The following is a 17,720-nucleotide window of genomic DNA, read 5'->3' on the forward strand; positions in this document are numbered from 1 at the left end:
GAATGCAGCAGCGCGGCCGCGGCGGCCATGGTTTCGTCTGGCGACGCGGTGAAGACAAGGTCGCCCTTGTCCTTCAAGATCTGGGATACCAGCACTGGCGTTCCTCCCACCTTTGCCGTTGGACGGGAAGCCTCCCTCAGAACCGCTGTATTGGCAATTCCCTATGCCGTGATCAGTTCCGGCCCATCAGGCGGAGCATCGGCCCGAGCAGAAGAAGGCCGGCGAAGTACCCGCCGAGATGGGCTTCCCAGGCCATGGGCGCCCCGCCCGATCCCGGCGCCCAGCCGACGAAAACCAGGCCGAAGATGACGTTGATGATGATCCAGGACAGCGCCATGGACACCACCGGCCGGCTGCGGAACGGCGCCAGATCCCACCCGCCGCTCATCAGCCGCGAGGTCGCGCCCATAAAGCCGGCGAAGGCGCCGGAAGCGCCGACGGCCGCCGCCTCATCGTTCCAGTGCGCTGCGACGAAGGCGAGCCCGGAAATGGCGCCGCACAGAAGATAGAAGGCGAAGAAGCCGGCGACGCCCTTGAGATCGACGCCCATACGGCGCGCGACCGGGCTGGCGAAGGCCAGGCCAAAGCCCGCATTGACCAGGGCGTGGGCCCAGCCGCCATGCAGGAACAGCGAGGTGAACAGCACCTCGTACCGGCCCGCCCGCACGGCCTGGGCGCTTAGCACGTGGCCCTCGACCCATCCGGCCGGGACGAGATGCGCCTGGGCGAAATAGGCGACAAGAATTGCGCCGATCAGGGCGAGGACCGGCCAGGGGGCCTGAAACACCGGCTCTCTGGCTTCACTGGTCAATCCATCCTCCCTGAGCATCGCATCCTGGGCGTCGCATCGCGCGACGGCCCACAACCTTAGGCGCTGCGAATCGCCGACTTCCAACACCGCTTAACCAAATCGCGACACCTTCAACGTTAAGGCTGAGGCGGGATTTACGCATTTGCAGACGATCTAGGCGAACGGCGGCCGGCCTGGAAGTGGGAGCGAGGATTCGAATGGCGACCTTGGACATCGGGCGCGCCGTCCTGGCGTTGATCGCCCTGGCCGCGCCGTCGGCCGGGCTGGCCCAGACCATGTCGACCAATTCCGCGACCTTCAACGCCGGCTGGAACCGCACCACCGGTTCGGAGAACCGCGCCGTCGATCCCAGCATGGCCGACGCCAACGGCAACCTGGTCGTGGTCAACGGCCTGATCCAGGGCGGGTCCTCGTCCAGCGCGTTCTCCAATGCCGGCGGCGCGGCGACGGCCTTCGCCGGGGTCGGCGGATCGGCGTCGGCCTCAGCGTCCGCCTCGGCCATCGGCAACAACCTGAACGTGGTCGTGCAGGGGAACAACAACACCGTGGTCGTCAATTCGACCCAGACCAATACCGGGAACGTCACCGCGACGACCTCGGCCAACGGAAACCCGTGACCGCCATGTCCGCCGCTCCTTTCCGTTTGTCGCTGCTGAGCCGGGCCAAGCTGCCGGCGGTCGTCACCGCCTGCGCCATGGGGCTTTCGGCCTGCGTCTCGCCGGTGGCCGGCCCGGGCGGGCGCTATGCCGCGCCGATCGGCGACGCGCCGGTGACCTCCAACCCGACCCCCTATTCCGCCGCCCTGGTTTGCCTGGGCCAATACGCCCGGGCCAACCACAGGAATTCGCCGCGCATCGCGGTCGGGCGGATCAGCGACTACACCGGCAAGGAAGAGAGCGACGGTTCGGGTCGCAAGCTGACCCAGGGCGCCTCGCTGATGGCCATCTCGGCCCTGGCCAAGTCGGGCGCCAACCTCGTCGAGCGCTACGACACCAGCGTCTCCGAGCTGGAGCTGAAATACGCCAACAACAAGCTGATCACCGACGCGGCCCAGCCGCCGCCGGGCGCGCCAACCGGGCCGAACGACTATCGCCGGATCATGGCCGGTCAGGTGCCGGGCTCCGACTATTACCTCGTGGGCGGGATCACCGAGCTGAACTTCAATATCCGCTCTTCCGGCCTGGACGCCCAGGGCGGGCGGGTGACGACCACCGGCATCAAGGCCGAGCTGACCGGCCAGCTGTTCGTGATGAACATCGGCCTGGATCTCAGACTGGTCGACACCCGCACCCTGCAGGTGGTGGACGTGATCAGCTATCAGAAGCAGATCATCGGCCGCCAGGTGGGCGTGGGCGTGTTCGACGTGCTGGGCGGCAATGTCTACAACGTCTCGGCCGGCGAAGGCGCCCTGGAGCCGATCCAGCTGGGCGTGCGCTCGGTGATCGAGCGGGCGGTGCTGGAGATGATGTCCAACCTCTACGGCGCCCCCGGCCCCGAGGTCTGCCTGCAGAACGGCGATCCCCTGGAAGGGCGGACCACCGGCGTCACCGGCGGCTATATCCCGGCCTACAACAACCTGGACCAGAACAATGCGCAGACCCGCGAAGATCCTCGTCGCTGGGATCACGCTCATGATTCCGATGCTGCCCCCGCTGAGCGGAGTCGCTACTAGCCAGAGCACGCTGGACAATGTCCAGGCTCAGTCCGGTGCAGTCGTTTCCGGCCAGACGCTGAACGTCGTCGACGTCTCGAATTCCACGGTCGGCACGACCACGGCCACCGGCAACGCCGTCTCCGGCGCGGTCGAGACCGGCAGCCTGGCGGTGCAGTCCAGCCAGAGCCTGACAGCCCCGGTCAGCGCCACCACGACCCTGAACGTGACCACCAACGCCGGGGCCCAGACCTCGATCGCGACCGCAGCCACCGGCAATACCGGCGATGTGGGCAGCTATGGCGGCGGCGCCCTGACGGGGACCGTCACGCAGACGATCGGCGCGGGCGGCTCGGTCACCGGCCTGAACGTGATCAACGCCACCAACGCCCAGACCGGCGCAATCTCGGCCAGCGTGCAGGCGATCGGCAACAGCCAGGGGATCGCGGTCAGCGACACCAGCGCGACCATGAGCGTGAACCAGGCCAACGCCGGGGCGACCATGGCCACCGGCGGCGTCAGCCTGATGTACACGCCTGGCGCGGCGGTCTCGAGTGCGACCTCGGTCTCCAACAACATCACCGGGACCGGTACGGGAAACGCCAGCCAGACCCTGACCTTGAGCCAGACCGCTTCGGGCGGGTCGACCGCCGAGCAGGACGCCTATCTGGGCAATGGCCAGTCGATCACCGGGGCGGCGACCGCCACCGGCAACAACACCTCGGTCAGCAACACCAATGGCGGGCTGAGCGTGGTCGAAACCCAGTCGAACACCGGCTATGTGCAGGCCCAGGCCCAGGTCTCGGGCTACGAGTTCGGCTCGGGGGAGGCCGACGCCTATGCGGTCGGCAATTCGGCCCTGGTCGGCAACTACGGGCCGAGCCTGAGCCTGACCAGCACCCAGAACAACACCGGAAACGGCGCCTCGGCAGTCGCCAGCTACAGCGGCGCCAACGGCTACGACGCCTATTCCAGCGCCACGGTGATGGGCAATGCGGTGACCGGCTTCGCCTGCTCGGACTGCAACGGGACCCTGGCGGTGACCAACAGCCAGACCAACAGCGTGGCCCTGAGCGCGACCAGCCAGATCGACGTCGCCGCCTCGAACCGCTCGGTGACGGGAACCGCCACGGCGGTGGGCAACAACGCCACCTTCTATGTCAGCAAGCCAAGCCACTAGATCATGTCGAATTCGACATGATCGACACCGATAAGTGGGAGCGGGTTGCGTGCGGAAAACCGCTTCGCACTTTTCCTCAACCCGCTCCGAGCTTGGCCTGTACTGCGGCCCGCGCCCGATCGACGCGCTGTCGCCTCGGCCTAGATTTGGCCTTGTCCGCGCCTTAAGGGCGTGAACAACGTCACCGCCCCAGTATCCATACGGACCCAGGTTCCCTTCATGATCCGACCCTCGCGCGCCGCCCTTCTGGCGAGCTGCGCCCTGGCCCTCTCGGCCTGCGGCACCTTCCATCACAAGCCGCCGCCGGCCCAGGCGAACGCCAGCGCCGGCGCGGAACGGCCCGCCGGATCGCATCACCTGTTCGCCAAACGCGGCGCGAAGGGCGCCGTTCCTGCGGCCAAGGCCCTCCGCGGCGCCGCGCCCGACAATGTGTGGGCCCAGACCTATGCCGGCCTGCCGCCAGACCCGGACATGCGTTTCGGGACCCTGCCCAACGGCCTGCGCTACGTGGTGATGAAGAACGCCACGCCGGGCGGGCAATCCTCGCTGCGCCTGCGCATCGGCGCCGGCTCGCTGGAGGAGAACGACCAGCAGCAGGGCCTGGCGCACCTTCTGGAGCACATGGCCTTCAACGGCTCGACCCACGTGCCGGCCGGCGAGATGATCAAGATCCTGGAGCGGCACGGCCTGGCCTTCGGCGCCGACACCAACGCCTACACCTCGCAGGAAGAGACGGTCTACAAGCTGGACCTGCCCAAGTCGGACGCCGACACGGTCGACACCAGCCTGATGCTGCTGCGCGAGATCGGTGGCGAGCTGACCCTGGACCAGGGGGTGATGGACAATGAAAAGGGCGTGGTGCTGTCCGAGGAGCGGCTGCGCGACACCCCCGGCTATCGCCTGCTGAAGGAGAGCTTCGGCCAGACGCTGAAGGGCCAGTTGGTGGCGGACCGCTTCCCGATCGGCAAGGTCGAGGCGATCAAGGCCGCGACCCACAACCTTCTGGCCGACTATTACCGCCGCTGGTACCGCCCGGAGAACGCAGTGGTGGTGGCGGTCGGCGACTTCGACGCCGACGCCATGGAAGCCCAGATCAAGGCCAAGTTCGGCGACTGGCGGGGCGTCGGCCCGGCCGGGACCCGTCCGAACCTGGGCGCGCCGGAAAAGCGCGGGCCGGAAACGAAACTGGTCGCCCTGCCCGGCGCCACGCCCCTGGTGCAGCTGGCCTGGACCGCGCCGGTCGATCCGAGCCTGGACAGCGCCGCGCGCCGTCGCCGCGACCTGGTGGACAGCCTGGGCCTGGCGGTGCTGAACCGCCGGCTGGACCGGCTGGTGCGCTCGGAGAACCCGCCTTTTGTCGGCGCGGGCGCGGAACGTTCGGAGCTCTATCACTCGGCCAAGGTCACCTCGATCCGCGCCGCCGCCCGGCCGGGCGAATGGAAGGCCGCCCTGGACTCCATGGTCGCCGAGCAGCGGCGGCTGGTGAAGTTCGGCGTCTCCCAAAGCGAGCTGGCGGCCGAGATCGACGGCCAGCGCGCGGTCCTGAAAGCGTCTGCCGAGGGCGCCAAGACCCGCACCACCCCCTCGATCGCCGACGACATCGTCGCCACCCTGAACTCGCCCGAGGTCGAGACCAGCCCGGCCGAGGACTTGGCCCTGTTCGAGGCGGCGGTGAAGACCATCACCCCGGCGGAGGTCAGCGCGGCCATGGCCAAGGCCTTTGGCGGCGACGGCCCCCTGGTGCTGACCAGCGTGACCGAGGCCAAGGACGGGGACCAGAAGGAACTGGCCGACGCCCTGACGGCGGCCGAAAAGGGGCCGGTGAGCGCGCCGGTGCTGCAGGCCGACCTGACCTGGCCCTATTATAGCTTCGGCCCCGTCGGCGAAGTGGCCGAGCAGACCGAGGTCGCCGACCTGGACACGGTGTTCGTGCGCTTCAAGAACGGCGTGCGCCTGACGGTCAAGCCGACCAAGTTCCGCACCGACCAGATCCTGGTGCAGGCGCGGATCGGCCATGGCCTGCTGGACCTGCCGTCCGACCGCACCACGCCGGCCTGGGCCGCGGCCAGCGCCTTTCCCGAAGGCGGCCTGGGCAAGCTGACCGCCGAGGATGTCGACCAGGCCCTGCGCTCGCGCATCGTCGGGCGCAACTTCGCCATCAGCGACAGCGCCTTTGTCGAGGCCGGGGCCACGCGGCCCGAGGACCTGGACGTCCAGCTGCAGCTCTTGGCCGCCCATGTCGCCGATCCGGGCTGGCGGCCGGAGGCCTTCCAGCGAATGAAGAGCGCGGCGCCGACCATACTGGACCAGCTGTCGGCCACGCCGGCCGGGGTGCTGAACCGCGACCTCGGCGGCCTGCTGCATGGCGGCGACAAGCGCTGGGGCTTCCCCGACGCCGCCGCCATCTCCGCCGAGACGCCCAAGGAGCTGCACGACCTTCTGGCCCAGCCCTTGTCCAGCGGCCCGATCGAGATCGTGGTGGTAGGCGACATCACCGTCGACAAGGCGATCGCCGCCGTGGCCTCGACCTTCGGCGCCCTGCCCCAGCGGGCCGACCTGACCGCGCCGAACCCGGCCCCGGTCAGCTTCCCGGCGGCGGACGCCAAGCCGCTGGTGCGCACCCACAAGGGCCGGGCCGACCAGGCGATCGGCTTCATCGCCTGGCCGACCGACGATTTCCTGAGCGACACCCAGCGCGCCCGCACGCTCAGCATCCTGGGCGAGGTGATGCAGCTGCGCGTCACCGACCAGCTGCGCCGGGCCGAAGGCGCCACCTATTCTCCATCGGCGGGCTCGAGCGTTTCGGATGTCTTCCCGCACTACGGCTACCTGTCGGTGCGGGTGGAAATTCCGCCGGCCAAGCTGGACGGCTTCTTCAAGGACGTGGACGCGATCGCAGCGGACCTGAGGACCAAGCCGGTCAGCGCCGACGAATTGGACCGGGCCAAGGGACCGGCGGTGGAATCGCTGCTGAAACGCCGTCAGACCAACGAATACTGGCTGACCGCCCTCGCTGGCGCCCAGTCCGACCCGCGCAAGCTGGCCGCGATCCGCACGTCAGAAGCGCAGCTGTCACGCGTCTCCGCCGCCGACGTGCAGGCCGCCGCCCAGACCTACCTGCTGGACGGCAAGGCCTGGAAGATGGAGGTCAAGCCGGCGGGTGCGATGTAGATCATTGCCCCCACTTTGCGGGCGAGCCTCATGACCAAGTTTGCCAGGTCTTTGATCTGCATGGTCCTCTTGGGTAGCTGGGCGGTCGTGTCCCAGCCAGCCCTGGGGGCCGCTCCTGCGGAACAGGAAGCAAGCTACAATATACCGATCGCGCTCATGGACTTCGGCGAAGATCACATTGTGATTCGCCTGAACAGCTCGACGCTTTGGGAAGGTGATGTCACGGGTAGAACCGAGGCGGAGCAGCAATTTGGCATGTCAAAGTCGATTACCGCTCGTCTTGCGCCTTGCGACAGCCTTTCTGTCAAAGGAAGGCACGTTACGATCGCGCGCAATTTTTGCGTCACCAGCAAGACAAGGGTCGTCCTCGTGGAAGGGGACTGGCGGCCTAAAGGACGCCGGAACCCCTACATAGAAGTCCGAGACCGCCCCCTGACCCTCGATTAGGCGCTCGCCCCTTCACCCCTTCTTTATGCTGATCGGGATCGGCGGGTCGAGGATCTGGCCGGCCATGGCGGGGTTCTTGGCCTTGCCGGGGGTCGGCAGGGCCAGGATCGCCTTGACCACGTCCATGCCCTGGGTCACCTGGCCGAAGGCGGCGTAGCCCTGGTTGTCGCCGGGGGCGCTGGGGTCGGCGTCCAAGAACGACGACGGGCCGATGCAGATGAAGAAGTCGACCCGGGCGGTGTTCAGGGCGCCGCGGGCCATGGACAGGGTCCCATCGACGTGTTTGAGCCCGGTCAGGGTCGTGCTCTCGTGCTTGATCGGCGGGAACAGCTTGGCGGTGTTGGTCGAAAGCCGCCCCTCGATCAGGCCGGTGTCGGGCGCGCCCTCGGTGCGCGAGGCGCGGAAGAAATTGGCCCCGTCGTGATTGCCCGCCGCGGCGTAGCGCAGGAAGTTGGCGCTGGTGAGGGGCGCCTTTTCGCTCTCCAGCTCGACGACGATGGTCCCGTGGCTGGTCTTCAGCGTCACCTGCGGCTTGGCCGTGTCGGCCAGCGCGGGCGCGGCGATCCAGGCCCCCGCCCCGGCCAGAAGGCCCCGCCGCCCGACCCTCAACGCGCCCATGGCTGTCGCTCCCTCGCCGCTTCCTCAAGCCGACTTTCGCGCGACCGGGGGTTTTGGCAAGGGGCGAAGCGCGCGCCTCAACATGAGCCCCTTTTAACGTGCGCCGAGCTCGGCTGCTGGCCTAGCGTCGCCCCCAGAGTGATTTGCAGGGGCTGACATGCAGCGTTTGGTTTCGATGATTTCTATGGCCGCGATCCTGGCGGCGGCGGGCGGTTCCATGGCGGCGACTCCAGACCCGCATGCGGTGTTGGCCGAGGTGGGCCGGATCACCTCGGCCAACGGCATAGACGAGGCCCGGGCTGTGGAGATCGGCGGCGTCCAGCAGTGGATCACCGTGCGCGGCCGCGACCGGCGCAACCCGATCCTTCTGGTGATCCACGGCGGCCCGGCCTCGCCTGAACTGGCCAACCGCTATCTGTTCGAGGCGCCGTGGACCGACTATTTCACTGTGGTCGAGTGGGACCAGCGCGGGTCGGGCAAGACCTATGAGCTGAACGATCCGGCCAAGGTCGCCCCGACGCTCAGCAAGGCGCGGATCGTCCAGGACGCCGAGGAGCTGACCGCCTATCTGCGTAGGACCTATCACCGGCGGAAGATCTTCGTGATGGGCCATTCCTGGGGCACGGTGGTGGGGCTGAGCCTGGCCGAGCGCCGGCCGGACTGGCTGTACGCCTATGTCGGAGTCGGCCAGATCATCAACATGCAGGCAGGCGAGAAGGCCGGCTACGCCCACACCCTGGCGGCGGCGAAGAAGGCCGGCGACCAGGCGGCGATCCAGGAGCTAACCGCCATCGCGCCTTATCCGGACACGGATGGGACCATCGAGCCGGAGAAGATCGGGACGGAGCGCAAGTGGTCGATCCGCTATGGCGGCCTGACCCACGGGCGGACGAGCTTCGACTACTGGGAGAACGCCGAGCGGATCTCGCCGGACTACAGCGAGCAGGATTTCAAGGCGATCGACCAGGGCAGCGGCTTCAGCCTGCCGAAGCTGTTGCCCGACCTGGCCAAGGTCGATTTCGACCCCATGACCCGGGCCGGCTGCCCGATCTTCATCTTCGCCGGCCGCTATGACGAGACCACCCCGTCCGAGCCGGTGCAGGCCTGGTTCCAGCGCCTGCATGCGCCAAAGAAGCGCTTCGTGTGGTTCGAGAACTCGGCCCACATGCTCTATGCCGAAGAGCCCGGGCGGGTGCTGGTGCATCTGGTCGAGGACGTCCGGCCGCTGGCGGTGAAGGCTGGGGATACGGCGCCGAACTGACGTTCCCAGCGCTTCATGGCGCGGGCCGCTTCCCCTATGGTCCTCCCAACCCTCGAGATTCACCCGGAGCAGACCATGAAATCGGCCGCCCGCGCCACAGCCGCCGTCGTCCTTCTCTTGGCCCTGGCGGCCTGCGTCGCCGGATCGAGCGATTCGGCGCACGCCGCCGACAGCGGCTTTCTGGCCCAGTTCTTCCTGGGCTTCTGGCACGGGCTGATCGGGCCGGTGACCATGGTTGTGGAGATCGTCGGCCGGTTCTTCCCGCACCTTCTGCCCTGGAAGGCGCATCTCTACGAGACCAAGGCGGCGGGCGTGGCCTACGACTTCGGCTTCTACATCGGCCTCGTGGGCAGTCCGGTGATCATCTGGTCGCGGCGGCGGTAGGGGCTGGACAAGAAAAAGGCCCCGGCCAGGAGCCGGGGCCAGTTCAAGGGGACGTCATCCGACTGGATCGACGCCCTCGTTGTCTCACAGGTCCCCTGAACGCGCCCTGAACATGCTGGACAGTCAGTAGACGATTCCGCCCACGCCGCCGTCGAGGCTGAGCGAGGAGGCCGCAGAACTTGTGGTCGCCTCTTCGTGGTAGTCGGTGTAGCGCTCGACGGTGATCATGGTCAGGATCTTCACCCCGGCGCCGAAGCGGCGCAGCAGGGAGCGTTCGTTGCAGTCGCGGGCGGGCTTCTGACGCCGGCATTCGACCTTGCCGCCGGGGGCGTGCCACAGGGCCTCGGCCTTGGCGCAGTTGACCGTCTGGCCATGGTCGAAGCTGATCTTGCCGAGATATTCGGCCCAGACGTACTGCATGTGGGTCCCGGCGATGCAGCGATAGAGCTCACCGTCGTAGGAATCCTCGATGTCACGGTCCGGCATGACTTGAGAGGCGGGGTGCGGGATGTCCTTGTCGTCGATGCAGACCGCCTGGATCACCACCTTGGTGATCTTGGTGCGGGTCGCCTCGTAGGCGCTGCGGTGGGCGCCGCCCTCGACGTTCAGGTTGGGGGCCACACTGACCACGCCGGGGCCGACATAGGCGCCCGCGCCGCCGCCGGCGCCGACGACCACCAGCGCCTGGCCGGAAGCCTGGCCAGAGGCCTGGCCCGACGCGCCGGCCGTGGCGGCGACATTGGCCTGGACATTGGCGTTGACCACCACCGAGGCGGCCACATCCACCGTCACGCCTGGGATATAGACGTTGTGGCCCGGCGGCTGGCAGCAGGGATAGCTGGGCGGGGTGGGCGGGGTCGGCGGCTGGCAGCAGGGCGGCGGCGGGGTGCAGCCGCAGCCATTGCCGGCCACCGCGACGCCGGCGCCCATCACAAGCAGCGCAAAGGCGAGCGCGCCGGCGATCCTGCCGAGCATAGATCTGATCTGCGCCGTCATAGCCCTTGCTCTCCTTGGCCGCCGCGCGCCCCGGTCCGGACGGGGGCGTCCCGCGATGGGACGCTGCGGCCTTGGTCCAATTCTTTCTGCAAGCCCCATGCGGTGTTCCACCACCGTGAAAGGCGGGCGTGCATGTTCCATTCAAATACGGAACTGTTGATAGAGTATTGGCGAGCGCGGCGGATCGGGCCGATGGCGCCGGCGCGGGCCTCGGTCGATCCCTCGGAGTTCACGCCGCTCCTACCGCAGATCTTCATTGTTGGCCGCCGTGGCTTCGGCGACTACGGCTTCCGCCTGGCCGGCGCCTTCCTGGCCGACCTGCACGGGCGCGACCTGCGCGAAGAGAACATCCTGAACCTGTGGGAGCCGGAAGACCGGCATCCGCTGCAGATGGCGCTGGAGACCGTGCGGCGCCGGGTCGAGCCGCTGGTGGTCGACGCCGACGCCTGGCCGGAATACGGCCTGCCGGTGCGCATCGAGCTGATGATGGCCCCCCTGACCGGCCTCTCGGGCGATGTGGACCGGATGATCGGCCTCTACCAGCCGCTCAGCCCCACCGCCGTCCTGATGAACCGCAAGGTGCAGAGCCTGTCGATCCGCAACATCCTCTCCGGCGGGCTGGGTGAACCCCTGCCCCACCTGCGCCTGGCGGCGGTGAACGGCCGGCGGATCGCCTGACCACCGGATTCAGGAACCCTCCCCGCCGCCCCGCCGTTAGACTCCCGCAATCACCCAAGATCAAAACGGCGAAACCTTGCCTGGGGCGGCCAAATCGGCCGACCGACCGCAGGGGCGCCGAGGAGATTCCAAGATGATCGGCGAGACGAGATTCAAGATCCTGAAACTGGCCGGGCTTGCGGCGACCGCCGCCCTGGTCTGTGGGCCGTCCATGGCCCAGCAAACCTATTACGACAGCAACGAATACACCGCTCCGGACTACGAGCAGGCCGCGCCGCCGGACGAGACCGCGCCGCCCGAAGAAAGCGCTCCGCCGCCTGCGAGCGCTGCGCCGGACGACATCACCGTCTATGCGCCCAGGACGCGGGAGCGCGACAACGGCGATACGGTGAGCGCTTCGCGCGTGGTCTATGTCGGCGACCTGGACCTCGGCGCGCGGTGGGGCCGGCATGCGGCCAAGGTCCGCATCGAGCAGACGGCGCGGCAGGTCTGCGACCAGCTGGCGGACGACTACCCCAATTCGAGCGACGATAGCGGCGCCTGCGTGCCCGACGCTGTGACCCACGCCATGGTCCAACTGCGCGACATCGCCTACCGTCAGGACGAGACCCCGCCCTGGTAGGCGTTTGCTTGCGGCTGCGCTTGCCCGCCCCCTCGGCGAGGGTATCATGCTGAACTTCTCCGCCGAGTAGTCTTGGGCCTGGAGCCGGAGGCCTCGGCGGTTGGGTCAGGCGCTCGCCGCCACGGGGTGACGCACGCCTGCTCGGGGGCGAGACATGCGGGCGCCGAACCGCCTTCCCCATCGCGCTGTCTGCGGCTGCATCGCCGCGGCGATCCTGCTCGCCGGAGGCGGCTGGGCAGGCGCCGGCCTGGCGCAGACCTCGGACGGGCCGCCAGCGAAGGCGGCCGGGGAGCCCGGCGCCAAGCCACCCTATGTCCCCGGCGCCCTCGCGCCCGCGCTGCAACAGCCTGGCGGCGGCGCGCCTTGGCAGAACCAGCCCGCCGCGGGACCGGCCGGCCCCGCGGACGCCGGCCCGGCGGCTTCGTCGTCGCCCTATCAATCGCCCTGGCCCAAGCCCTGGTGGGACATACCGGGCGCCAAGCCGCCAGCCGACAGCCCGAACGTCGCTGCAAGCGATCCTGCTACCGTCCCCGGCGCGCCGCAGCCGCCAGCCGGTCACAAGCCGCAGCAGCCAATCGAGAAGCCCGGAGCCGCCGACCCGTCAGGGCCAACCAAAGTGACCGTCGGCAAGGCTCCCGAGCCCCCTTCCCGGCCGCCACAGCCGTCATTCGACTGGCGAAGCGCCCTGCTGATGGCGGCCGGCGCCCTGCTCGCCGCGGCGATCGCCGGCTGGTGGGCGCTGCGGCATTGGCTGCGCCTGGCGCCCATGGGCGACGCCGGGCGCCAGGAGATCCGCTTCGTCGCCGCGCCCGGCCTTCACGTCGTGGTCCAGGCCCGGGCCGGCCAGGCCGACACTCGCCTTCACTTCCACGATCCGCAGGTCTCGTCATGAGCAGCGACCCGGTGACCCTGAAATCCTTCTTTTGCGACGACGACGGCAGGCCGGTGTTCGACTGCTGCGATCCCAAGGCCATGGGCGAGGCCCTGGACGAGGCGGCGCACCTGTTGCCCCACGCCCTGCTGGACGAGGCCCGAACCGGCTATGCCCGGACCGTGGAGCAGCTGTTCCAGGTGCGGCTGGAGGACATCCTGATCTCAGGCTGGAGCAGCGTCTCGGCGCTGAAGGAGTGCATCCGCCAGTCGCGCAAGCGGCCGGACGAGACCCTGCCCTTCTATCTCGCCGACCATACACTGACCTCGACCCACCACCCGAGCCTGGACGTCATGCTGGGACCGACCGAGATCGCCCGCCTGCCGTTCGAGATCGACCTGTCGCTGGAGCTGAAGGCGGTCCAGCTGGGCATCCGCGACGGGCGCATCGACAGCCTGGAGAGCGGCCGCTGCAAGGGAAGCGCGGCCTTCGCCGTGGGCGACAAAACGCTGCTGAAGCACGACACGCCCGAGTTCGCCCTGCCGGGCCGGCTCGATTTCCACGACCACCCGGAGGCCAGGGACGCGCCTACACCACGTAATGGCCGCTGACCGACAGGCTGGCGGCGTGGACGCCGAGCAGCTTGATGGTCTCGCCGGTCGAGAAGTGAATGGTCGAATAGGTCCCGTAGTCGGTGAAGGTGGGGTTCAGGCCCTTGGCCAGATAGGCCGAGATGTCGATCCGATCCGCTGACGTGAAGTCGGTGATGGTCTCCATCTTCTGGCCCGGCCCCATCACGAAGGTGTCCGAGCCGCCGCCGCCGGTCAGGGTGTCGGCGCCGCTGCCGGCGGTGATGACGTTGTTCATCGTATTGCCGACGATGGTCACCGCCACGCCGGTCTTGGCCACGATGTTCTGCACGTTGGCCGGCAGGCTGAAGCTGCAATAGGCATAGACCGTCTCGTTCGGCGTGCCGGCCGCGACCTGCACCACGTCGGTGGAGGAGGAGACGGTGAAGACGTCGTTGCCCCCCGCGCCGCCGACCAGGGTCTGATTGGCGCCCAGCGCGGTCAGGTAGTTGCCGCCGGCGGCGTTGCCGATGGCCGTGGTCCCCGGCGTGGTCAGGCGCAGGCTGTGGACGCCGGTCGGCAGGGCGTAGCTGACCGACGAGATGATCACGTCGTGCTGCTGGCTGGTGGTGTTGATCACCACATCGCCGGTGCTGTTGACATAGAAGGTTTCGACCCCGGTCCCGGCCACCAGGGTGTTGGGTCCGCCGAGGCTGGTCAGGGCGCCGTCCATGGCGTTGCCGGTGGCGGTCAGGCCCGAGCCGAGCACGGTCAGGTTCTGGATGTTGGCCGGCAGGGCGTAGCTGCAGGTGGCGATCACGCTCTCGTTGGGAGTGCCGGCGGCGACGCTGATCTGATCGGCGCTGTTGTAGACGTGATAGGTGTCGCCGCCCGTCCCGCCCACGATGTTCTGCGCCAAGACGTTGAGGGTGACGGTCGTGGGCGTGCCGACGCCCAGGCTGTCGCTGGCGATGTAGGTGAAGCTGTCGGTTCCCACATAGCCCTGGTTGGGGGTGTAGCTGAACGAGCCGTCTGCGTTCAGCGTCAGGGTCCCGTGGCTCGGGCCGCCATTCTGGGCCAGAGTCGCGGTCAGGGTCAGGCCGTTGTTGTCGACATCGTTGGCCAGGACCCCGTGGGCGGCGTTGACCGTGGTCGTGGCGCCGCCCGCGGCGGCGTAGGTGTCGGCCGTGGCCGTGGGCGCCTGGGCGGCGACGGTCAGGGTGACCGTGGTCGGGGTCCCGGCGGTGAGGCTGTCGCTGGCGATATAGGTGAAGCTGTCGGTCCCGGCGAAGCCCGCATTGGGGGTGTAGGTGAAGGAGCCGTCCGCGTTCAGCGTCAGGGTCCCGTGCTGCGGCCCGCCGTTGGTCGCGAGGGTGGCGGCCAGGGACTGGCCGTTGTTGTCCGTATCGTTGGCCAGAACCCCGCTCGCCGCGCCGACGGTCAGGGCGTGGCCGGCCTTGACCGCATAGCCGTCGGCGACCGAGGTCGGGGCGACCGCCGCCGGGGTCGGCGTTGAGGGCGTCGAGGGCGCTGAGGGCGCCGAGGGCGTCGACGGGGTCGGCGTGACCGTCGGGGTCGACCCGGAGCTGTTGGTATAGATGGCGCCGGGCGCGGCGCCGCCGGACAGGTTCAGGCTGGAGAGGCTGTAGGCGCGGACATAGTCCACCTGCATCTGGGCGGTGGTGAAGTCGCTGGAGGGCGAGCCTGCCCAGCTGCCGCCCATGGCCAGGTTGACCAGCATGTACATCGGCTTGTTCATGTCCGACGGGGTGGCCATGGTCGCCACCTCGACCCCGTCGACGTACCAAGCGAGCGTCGTGGGCGTCCAAAGCACGCCGTAGGTGTGGAAGCCGGTGGTGTTGGTCGGGACGTAGGACGAAAAGCCGGTCTGGGTGGTCGCGCCGGCCCCGTTCACATAGTGGGCGGTCTCATAGACGTTCTTGCCGCCGATCTGCTCCATCACGTCCAGCTCGGGCGGCCAGCTGCCGTCGGTGGGCAGGAGCCAGAAGGCCGGCCAGGCGCCCTGCTGCGAGGGCAGCTCGGCCTTCATCTCGAAATAGCCGTAGGTCTGCGAGAACGACTTGGCCGTGGTCAGGAGGCCCGAGGTGTATTTGAAGTTGTTCAGCGCCGCCAGGTCCTGGGTCGGGGTCTTGGAGGCGGTGATGGTCAGGACGCCGTTGGAGATCGAGAACGGGTTCAGGCCCAGGGCCGTGGTCCCATTGCCGGCATAGCCAGCGTCGACATAGATCTCCTGTTCGCCGTTCGGCTGCAGCGTGCGGCTGGTCCAGGCATTGGCGCCGGTCTGGCTGCCGGATTCGTAGTTGGTCTTCCAGGTCCCCGTGCCCGTCGCCGAATTCCACAGGCTGAGGCCGTTGAACTCGTCGTTGAAGGTGGTCGCGGTATTGGCCAGGTTGACGCTGGGGGCGAAGTTCGAGGCGGTCAGCGAGCTCGCCAGGGTGTTGTGGATCAGGATCTGCTGGGTCGGGGAGATGGTCAAAAGGGTGTCGGCGCCCTGCTGGGTCAGGTGCGACTGCAGCTGGCTGAAGCTGGTGAAGGCCGAGCTGGTCAGCTGGATGACGTCGGCGTTCGTCCCGCTGGCCTGGAAGCCGTAGATCACGTCGGTGGTCGCATTGGCGCCGAACTGGAAGAAGTCGCCGCCGGCGCCGTTGTCCACCAGCACGTTAGAGCCGGAGCCGGCCACCAGGGTGTCGCCGGCCGCCGCCGCGATCAAGAGGTCATTGCCGCTGTTGCCCACACCCGTGGCGTGGGCCGCCTCGATGGTCAGGTTGTTGACGTTGGTCGGCAGGACGAAGCTGGTCCAGGCATAGACCGTGTCGGTGACGCTGGTCGACGTCACCACGATCTGGTCGGAGCTGTCGGAGATGTCGAAGGTGCAGTCGGCCGCCCCGCCGACCAGGGTCGCGCCGCCATAGGCGTCGGTGAGCTGGGTCGCGGTCGTGGACGCCGCCGTCAGAGTCTGGGCGGCGCCGGTGGTCTGGATCCAGGCGTGGGCCGCGGCGCTGGTCGCCATCAGCTGGCCGGCGAAGTTGTAGTAGGTCGCCATTCGACTCTATCCCGTCCGCAGGACGAGCAGCCGGTCAAGCAGAGGCGCAGCATTCATCAAGCAGCGCGGGCCGGGCCGGAATCGTCGTCCGGCGCCGACTGCGCGAAGACTTGCGGCTATACCTCTGCAGGACCCATCTTGGCTCGCTCGCCGTTCATCCGACGGCAAGATCACGCAATCAACCTAAATGCGTTGTAAATATTGTTGCCAACTTAAGGATGTCATACTTCGTTTACCAAGCTTGGTCAGAGACTCGGCAAGTTCTGGCAAGGAATCGCCCAAACAACCGCCAACAACGCCCAGGCTATGTTTGAGCGGTCAGGCGTCCGAGGCGGCGGTCAGGGCCTTTACCTGGTCCGCAGACAGGGAAAGACGGGCAGCGCCCAGGATCTCTTCCAGCTGGGCGACGCTGGTGGCGCTGGCGATCGGAGCGGTGATCCCCGGCTGGGCCATCAGCCAGGCCAGGGCGACCTGGGCCGGACTTGCGCCGGTCTCGGCGCCCACGGCGTCGAGGGCGGCCAGGATGCGCAGGCCGCGCGCGTCCAGGTAGCGCTTGGCGCCGCGGCCGCGCGGGCTTTTGCCGAGGTCGGCCTCGGAGCGGTACTTGCCGGTCAGAAAGCCGCTGGCCAGGCCGTAGAAGCAGACCACGCCGACCTCTTCCTTCACGCACAGGTCCTGCAAGGGACCCTCGTAGGCGCTGCGGTCATAGAGATTGTATAGCGGCTGCAGGCTCTCGTAGCGGGGCAGGCTTTTGGCGGCGCTGACCCCCAGGGCCTCGCCGAGGCGCGCGGCGTCGTAGTTGGAGGCGCCGATGGCGCGCACCTTGCCGGCCTTGATCAGGCGCTGATAGGCCTCCAGCGTCTCGTCCAGCGGGGTCTCGGCGTCGTCGCGGTGAGACTGGTAGAGGTCGATATGGTCGGTCTGCAGGCGGCGCAGGCTGTCTTCCACCGCGCGGACCATGTAGGCGGCGGAGAGGCCCTTGTTGTCGCCGCCCATGTCCATGCCGAGCTTGGTGGCCAGGACGATCCTGTCCCGCTTGCCACTGGCCTTGAGCCAGGCGCCGATCACGGTCTCGGACTCGCCGCCCGTATGGCCGGGAACCCAGCGGCTATAGACGTCGGCGGTGTCGACGGCGTCGAAGCCGGCGTCGACGAAGGCGTCGAGGATGGCGAAGGAGGTCTTCTCGTCCGCCGTCCAGCCGAACACGTTGCCGCCCAGCATCAGGGGCGCGATGGAAAGGCCCGAACGGCCGAGTTTGCGCTTTTGCATGGGCGGGTTCCCTCTCGTGCGTGGTTCGAGACGCCCGCTCGCGCGGGCTCCTCACCATGACTATGAACTGTGCATTCCAAAAACCTCGTCATGGTGAGGAGCGGCCCGACAGGGACGCGTCTCGAACC

17 protein-coding genes (1 of these 17 cut by a window edge) are annotated in these 17,720 nt (G+C 68.2%); 11 read left to right on the top strand and 6 right to left on the bottom strand.

All coding sequences use genetic code 11. The features are described 5' to 3' along the window. Positions 1-95 carry the 5' portion of a CBS domain-containing protein gene (locus tag KCG34_RS08420; protein ID WP_211939924.1) on the bottom strand. The gene continues 334 nt to the left of window position 1, outside the view, so 95 of the gene's 429 nt are visible here — the first part of the coding sequence; its start codon is at positions 93-95; its stop codon lies beyond the left edge, outside the window. A gap of 77 nt (positions 96-172) precedes the next feature. After that, a complete protein-coding gene (locus KCG34_RS08425) occupies positions 173-811 on the bottom strand; it encodes a rhomboid family intramembrane serine protease (protein ID WP_211939925.1) in 639 nt (212 codons plus the stop codon). Between the two features lie 197 nt (positions 812-1,008). On the opposite strand from KCG34_RS08425, the gene hfaA reads away from it, so the two are divergent. From hfaA to KCG34_RS08450, 5 genes are all read left to right on the top strand, one after another. Continuing rightward, complete coding sequence (gene hfaA / locus KCG34_RS08430; RefSeq protein WP_211939926.1) at positions 1,009-1,428, top strand: holdfast anchoring protein HfaA; 420 nt, start codon at positions 1,009-1,011, stop codon at positions 1,426-1,428. Positions 1,429-1,505: 77 nt separating this feature from the next. After that, complete coding sequence (gene hfaB / locus KCG34_RS08435) at positions 1,506-2,483, top strand: holdfast anchoring protein HfaB (protein WP_211940753.1); 978 nt, start codon at positions 1,506-1,508, stop codon at positions 2,481-2,483. Beyond that, a complete protein-coding gene (gene hfaD, locus KCG34_RS08440; protein ID WP_211939927.1) occupies positions 2,443-3,642 on the top strand; it encodes a holdfast anchor protein HfaD in 1,200 nt (399 codons plus the stop codon). The genes hfaB and hfaD overlap by 41 nt, the downstream gene beginning before the upstream one ends. A 219-nt stretch (positions 3,643-3,861) precedes the next feature. Further along, a complete protein-coding gene (locus tag KCG34_RS08445; protein WP_211939928.1) occupies positions 3,862-6,813 on the top strand; it encodes a M16 family metallopeptidase in 2,952 nt (983 codons plus the stop codon). Positions 6,814-6,843: 30 nt separating this feature from the next. Beyond that, positions 6,844-7,260 (top strand): hypothetical protein, encoded by a 417-nt coding sequence (locus KCG34_RS08450; protein ID WP_211939929.1) that lies wholly within the window; start codon positions 6,844-6,846, stop codon positions 7,258-7,260. A 12-nt stretch (positions 7,261-7,272) separates the two neighbouring features. On the opposite strand, the gene KCG34_RS08455 is transcribed toward KCG34_RS08450, so the two are convergent. Beyond that, positions 7,273-7,878, bottom strand: a complete 606-nt coding sequence (locus KCG34_RS08455) for a peptidylprolyl isomerase (RefSeq protein WP_211939930.1) — start codon at positions 7,876-7,878, stop codon at positions 7,273-7,275. A 157-nt stretch (positions 7,879-8,035) separates the two neighbouring features. On the opposite strand from KCG34_RS08455, the gene KCG34_RS08460 reads away from it, so the two are divergent. After that, complete coding sequence (locus tag KCG34_RS08460; protein WP_211939931.1) at positions 8,036-9,139, top strand: alpha/beta fold hydrolase; 1,104 nt, start codon at positions 8,036-8,038, stop codon at positions 9,137-9,139. A 75-nt stretch (positions 9,140-9,214) separates the two neighbouring features. After that, the gene (locus tag KCG34_RS08465) at positions 9,215-9,523 is read left to right on the top strand and encodes a hypothetical protein (RefSeq protein ID WP_211939932.1); all 309 of its coding nucleotides are present in this window, start codon (positions 9,215-9,217) and stop codon (positions 9,521-9,523) included. A gap of 123 nt (positions 9,524-9,646) precedes the next feature. On the opposite strand, the gene KCG34_RS08470 is transcribed toward KCG34_RS08465, so the two are convergent. Further along, a complete protein-coding gene (locus KCG34_RS08470) occupies positions 9,647-10,519 on the bottom strand; it encodes a hypothetical protein (RefSeq protein WP_211939933.1) in 873 nt (290 codons plus the stop codon). Between the two features lie 192 nt (positions 10,520-10,711). On the opposite strand from KCG34_RS08470, the gene KCG34_RS08475 reads away from it, so the two are divergent. The 4 genes from KCG34_RS08475 (at position 10,712) to KCG34_RS08490 (ending at position 13,301) form a co-directional block, all read left to right on the top strand. Next, positions 10,712-11,197 (top strand): PAS domain-containing protein, encoded by a 486-nt coding sequence (locus KCG34_RS08475; protein ID WP_249138266.1) that lies wholly within the window; start codon positions 10,712-10,714, stop codon positions 11,195-11,197. 133 nt (positions 11,198-11,330) lie between these two features. Continuing rightward, positions 11,331-11,819: a UrcA family protein gene (locus KCG34_RS08480; protein ID WP_211939935.1), complete on the top strand. Its 489-nt coding sequence runs from the start codon at positions 11,331-11,333 to the stop codon at positions 11,817-11,819. 154 nt (positions 11,820-11,973) lie between these two features. Beyond that, the gene (locus KCG34_RS08485; protein WP_211939936.1) at positions 11,974-12,711 is read left to right on the top strand and encodes a hypothetical protein; all 738 of its coding nucleotides are present in this window, start codon (positions 11,974-11,976) and stop codon (positions 12,709-12,711) included. After that, the gene (locus KCG34_RS08490) at positions 12,708-13,301 is read left to right on the top strand and encodes a hypothetical protein (protein WP_211939937.1); all 594 of its coding nucleotides are present in this window, start codon (positions 12,708-12,710) and stop codon (positions 13,299-13,301) included. The genes KCG34_RS08485 and KCG34_RS08490 overlap by 4 nt, the downstream gene beginning before the upstream one ends. Here the strand turns inward: KCG34_RS08490 and KCG34_RS08495 are convergent. Next, positions 13,279-16,323 (bottom strand): cadherin-like domain-containing protein, encoded by a 3,045-nt coding sequence (locus tag KCG34_RS08495; protein ID WP_211939938.1) that lies wholly within the window; start codon positions 16,321-16,323, stop codon positions 13,279-13,281. The two genes, KCG34_RS08490 and KCG34_RS08495, sit on opposite strands and share 23 nt — an antisense overlap. A 318-nt stretch (positions 16,324-16,641) precedes the next feature. Next, complete coding sequence (locus KCG34_RS08500) at positions 16,642-17,592, bottom strand: aldo/keto reductase (protein ID WP_211939939.1); 951 nt, start codon at positions 17,590-17,592, stop codon at positions 16,642-16,644. Positions 17,593-17,720: the final 128 nt, after the last annotated feature.

The sequence above is a fragment of the Phenylobacterium montanum genome, from assembly GCF_018135625.1.
Classification (GTDB): Bacteria; Pseudomonadota; Alphaproteobacteria; order Caulobacterales; family Caulobacteraceae; genus Poindextera; species Poindextera montana.

Coding starts and splice junctions, on each gene's coding strand:
- KCG34_RS08455 (WP_211939930.1), bottom strand. CDS start 7,878: ATGGGCGCGTTGAGGGTCGGGCGGCGGGGCCTTCTGGCCGGGGCGGGG.
- KCG34_RS08475 (WP_249138266.1), top strand. CDS start 10,712: ATGGCGCCGGCGCGGGCCTCGGTCGATCCCTCGGAGTTCACGCCGCTC.
- KCG34_RS08480 (WP_211939935.1), top strand. CDS start 11,331: ATGATCGGCGAGACGAGATTCAAGATCCTGAAACTGGCCGGGCTTGCG.
- KCG34_RS08460 (WP_211939931.1), top strand. CDS start 8,036: ATGCAGCGTTTGGTTTCGATGATTTCTATGGCCGCGATCCTGGCGGCG.
- hfaD (WP_211939927.1), top strand. CDS start 2,443: ATGATTCCGATGCTGCCCCCGCTGAGCGGAGTCGCTACTAGCCAGAGC.
- KCG34_RS08450 (WP_211939929.1), top strand. CDS start 6,844: ATGACCAAGTTTGCCAGGTCTTTGATCTGCATGGTCCTCTTGGGTAGC.
- KCG34_RS08500 (WP_211939939.1), bottom strand. CDS start 17,592: ATGCAAAAGCGCAAACTCGGCCGTTCGGGCCTTTCCATCGCGCCCCTG.
- KCG34_RS08485 (WP_211939936.1), top strand. CDS start 11,974: ATGCGGGCGCCGAACCGCCTTCCCCATCGCGCTGTCTGCGGCTGCATC.
- KCG34_RS08495 (WP_211939938.1), bottom strand. CDS start 16,323: ATGGCGACCTACTACAACTTCGCCGGCCAGCTGATGGCGACCAGCGCC.
- KCG34_RS08465 (WP_211939932.1), top strand. CDS start 9,215: ATGAAATCGGCCGCCCGCGCCACAGCCGCCGTCGTCCTTCTCTTGGCC.
- hfaB (WP_211940753.1), top strand. CDS start 1,506: ATGGGGCTTTCGGCCTGCGTCTCGCCGGTGGCCGGCCCGGGCGGGCGC.
- KCG34_RS08470 (WP_211939933.1), bottom strand. CDS start 10,519: ATGACGGCGCAGATCAGATCTATGCTCGGCAGGATCGCCGGCGCGCTC.
- KCG34_RS08490 (WP_211939937.1), top strand. CDS start 12,708: ATGAGCAGCGACCCGGTGACCCTGAAATCCTTCTTTTGCGACGACGAC.
- hfaA (WP_211939926.1), top strand. CDS start 1,009: ATGGCGACCTTGGACATCGGGCGCGCCGTCCTGGCGTTGATCGCCCTG.
- KCG34_RS08445 (WP_211939928.1), top strand. CDS start 3,862: ATGATCCGACCCTCGCGCGCCGCCCTTCTGGCGAGCTGCGCCCTGGCC.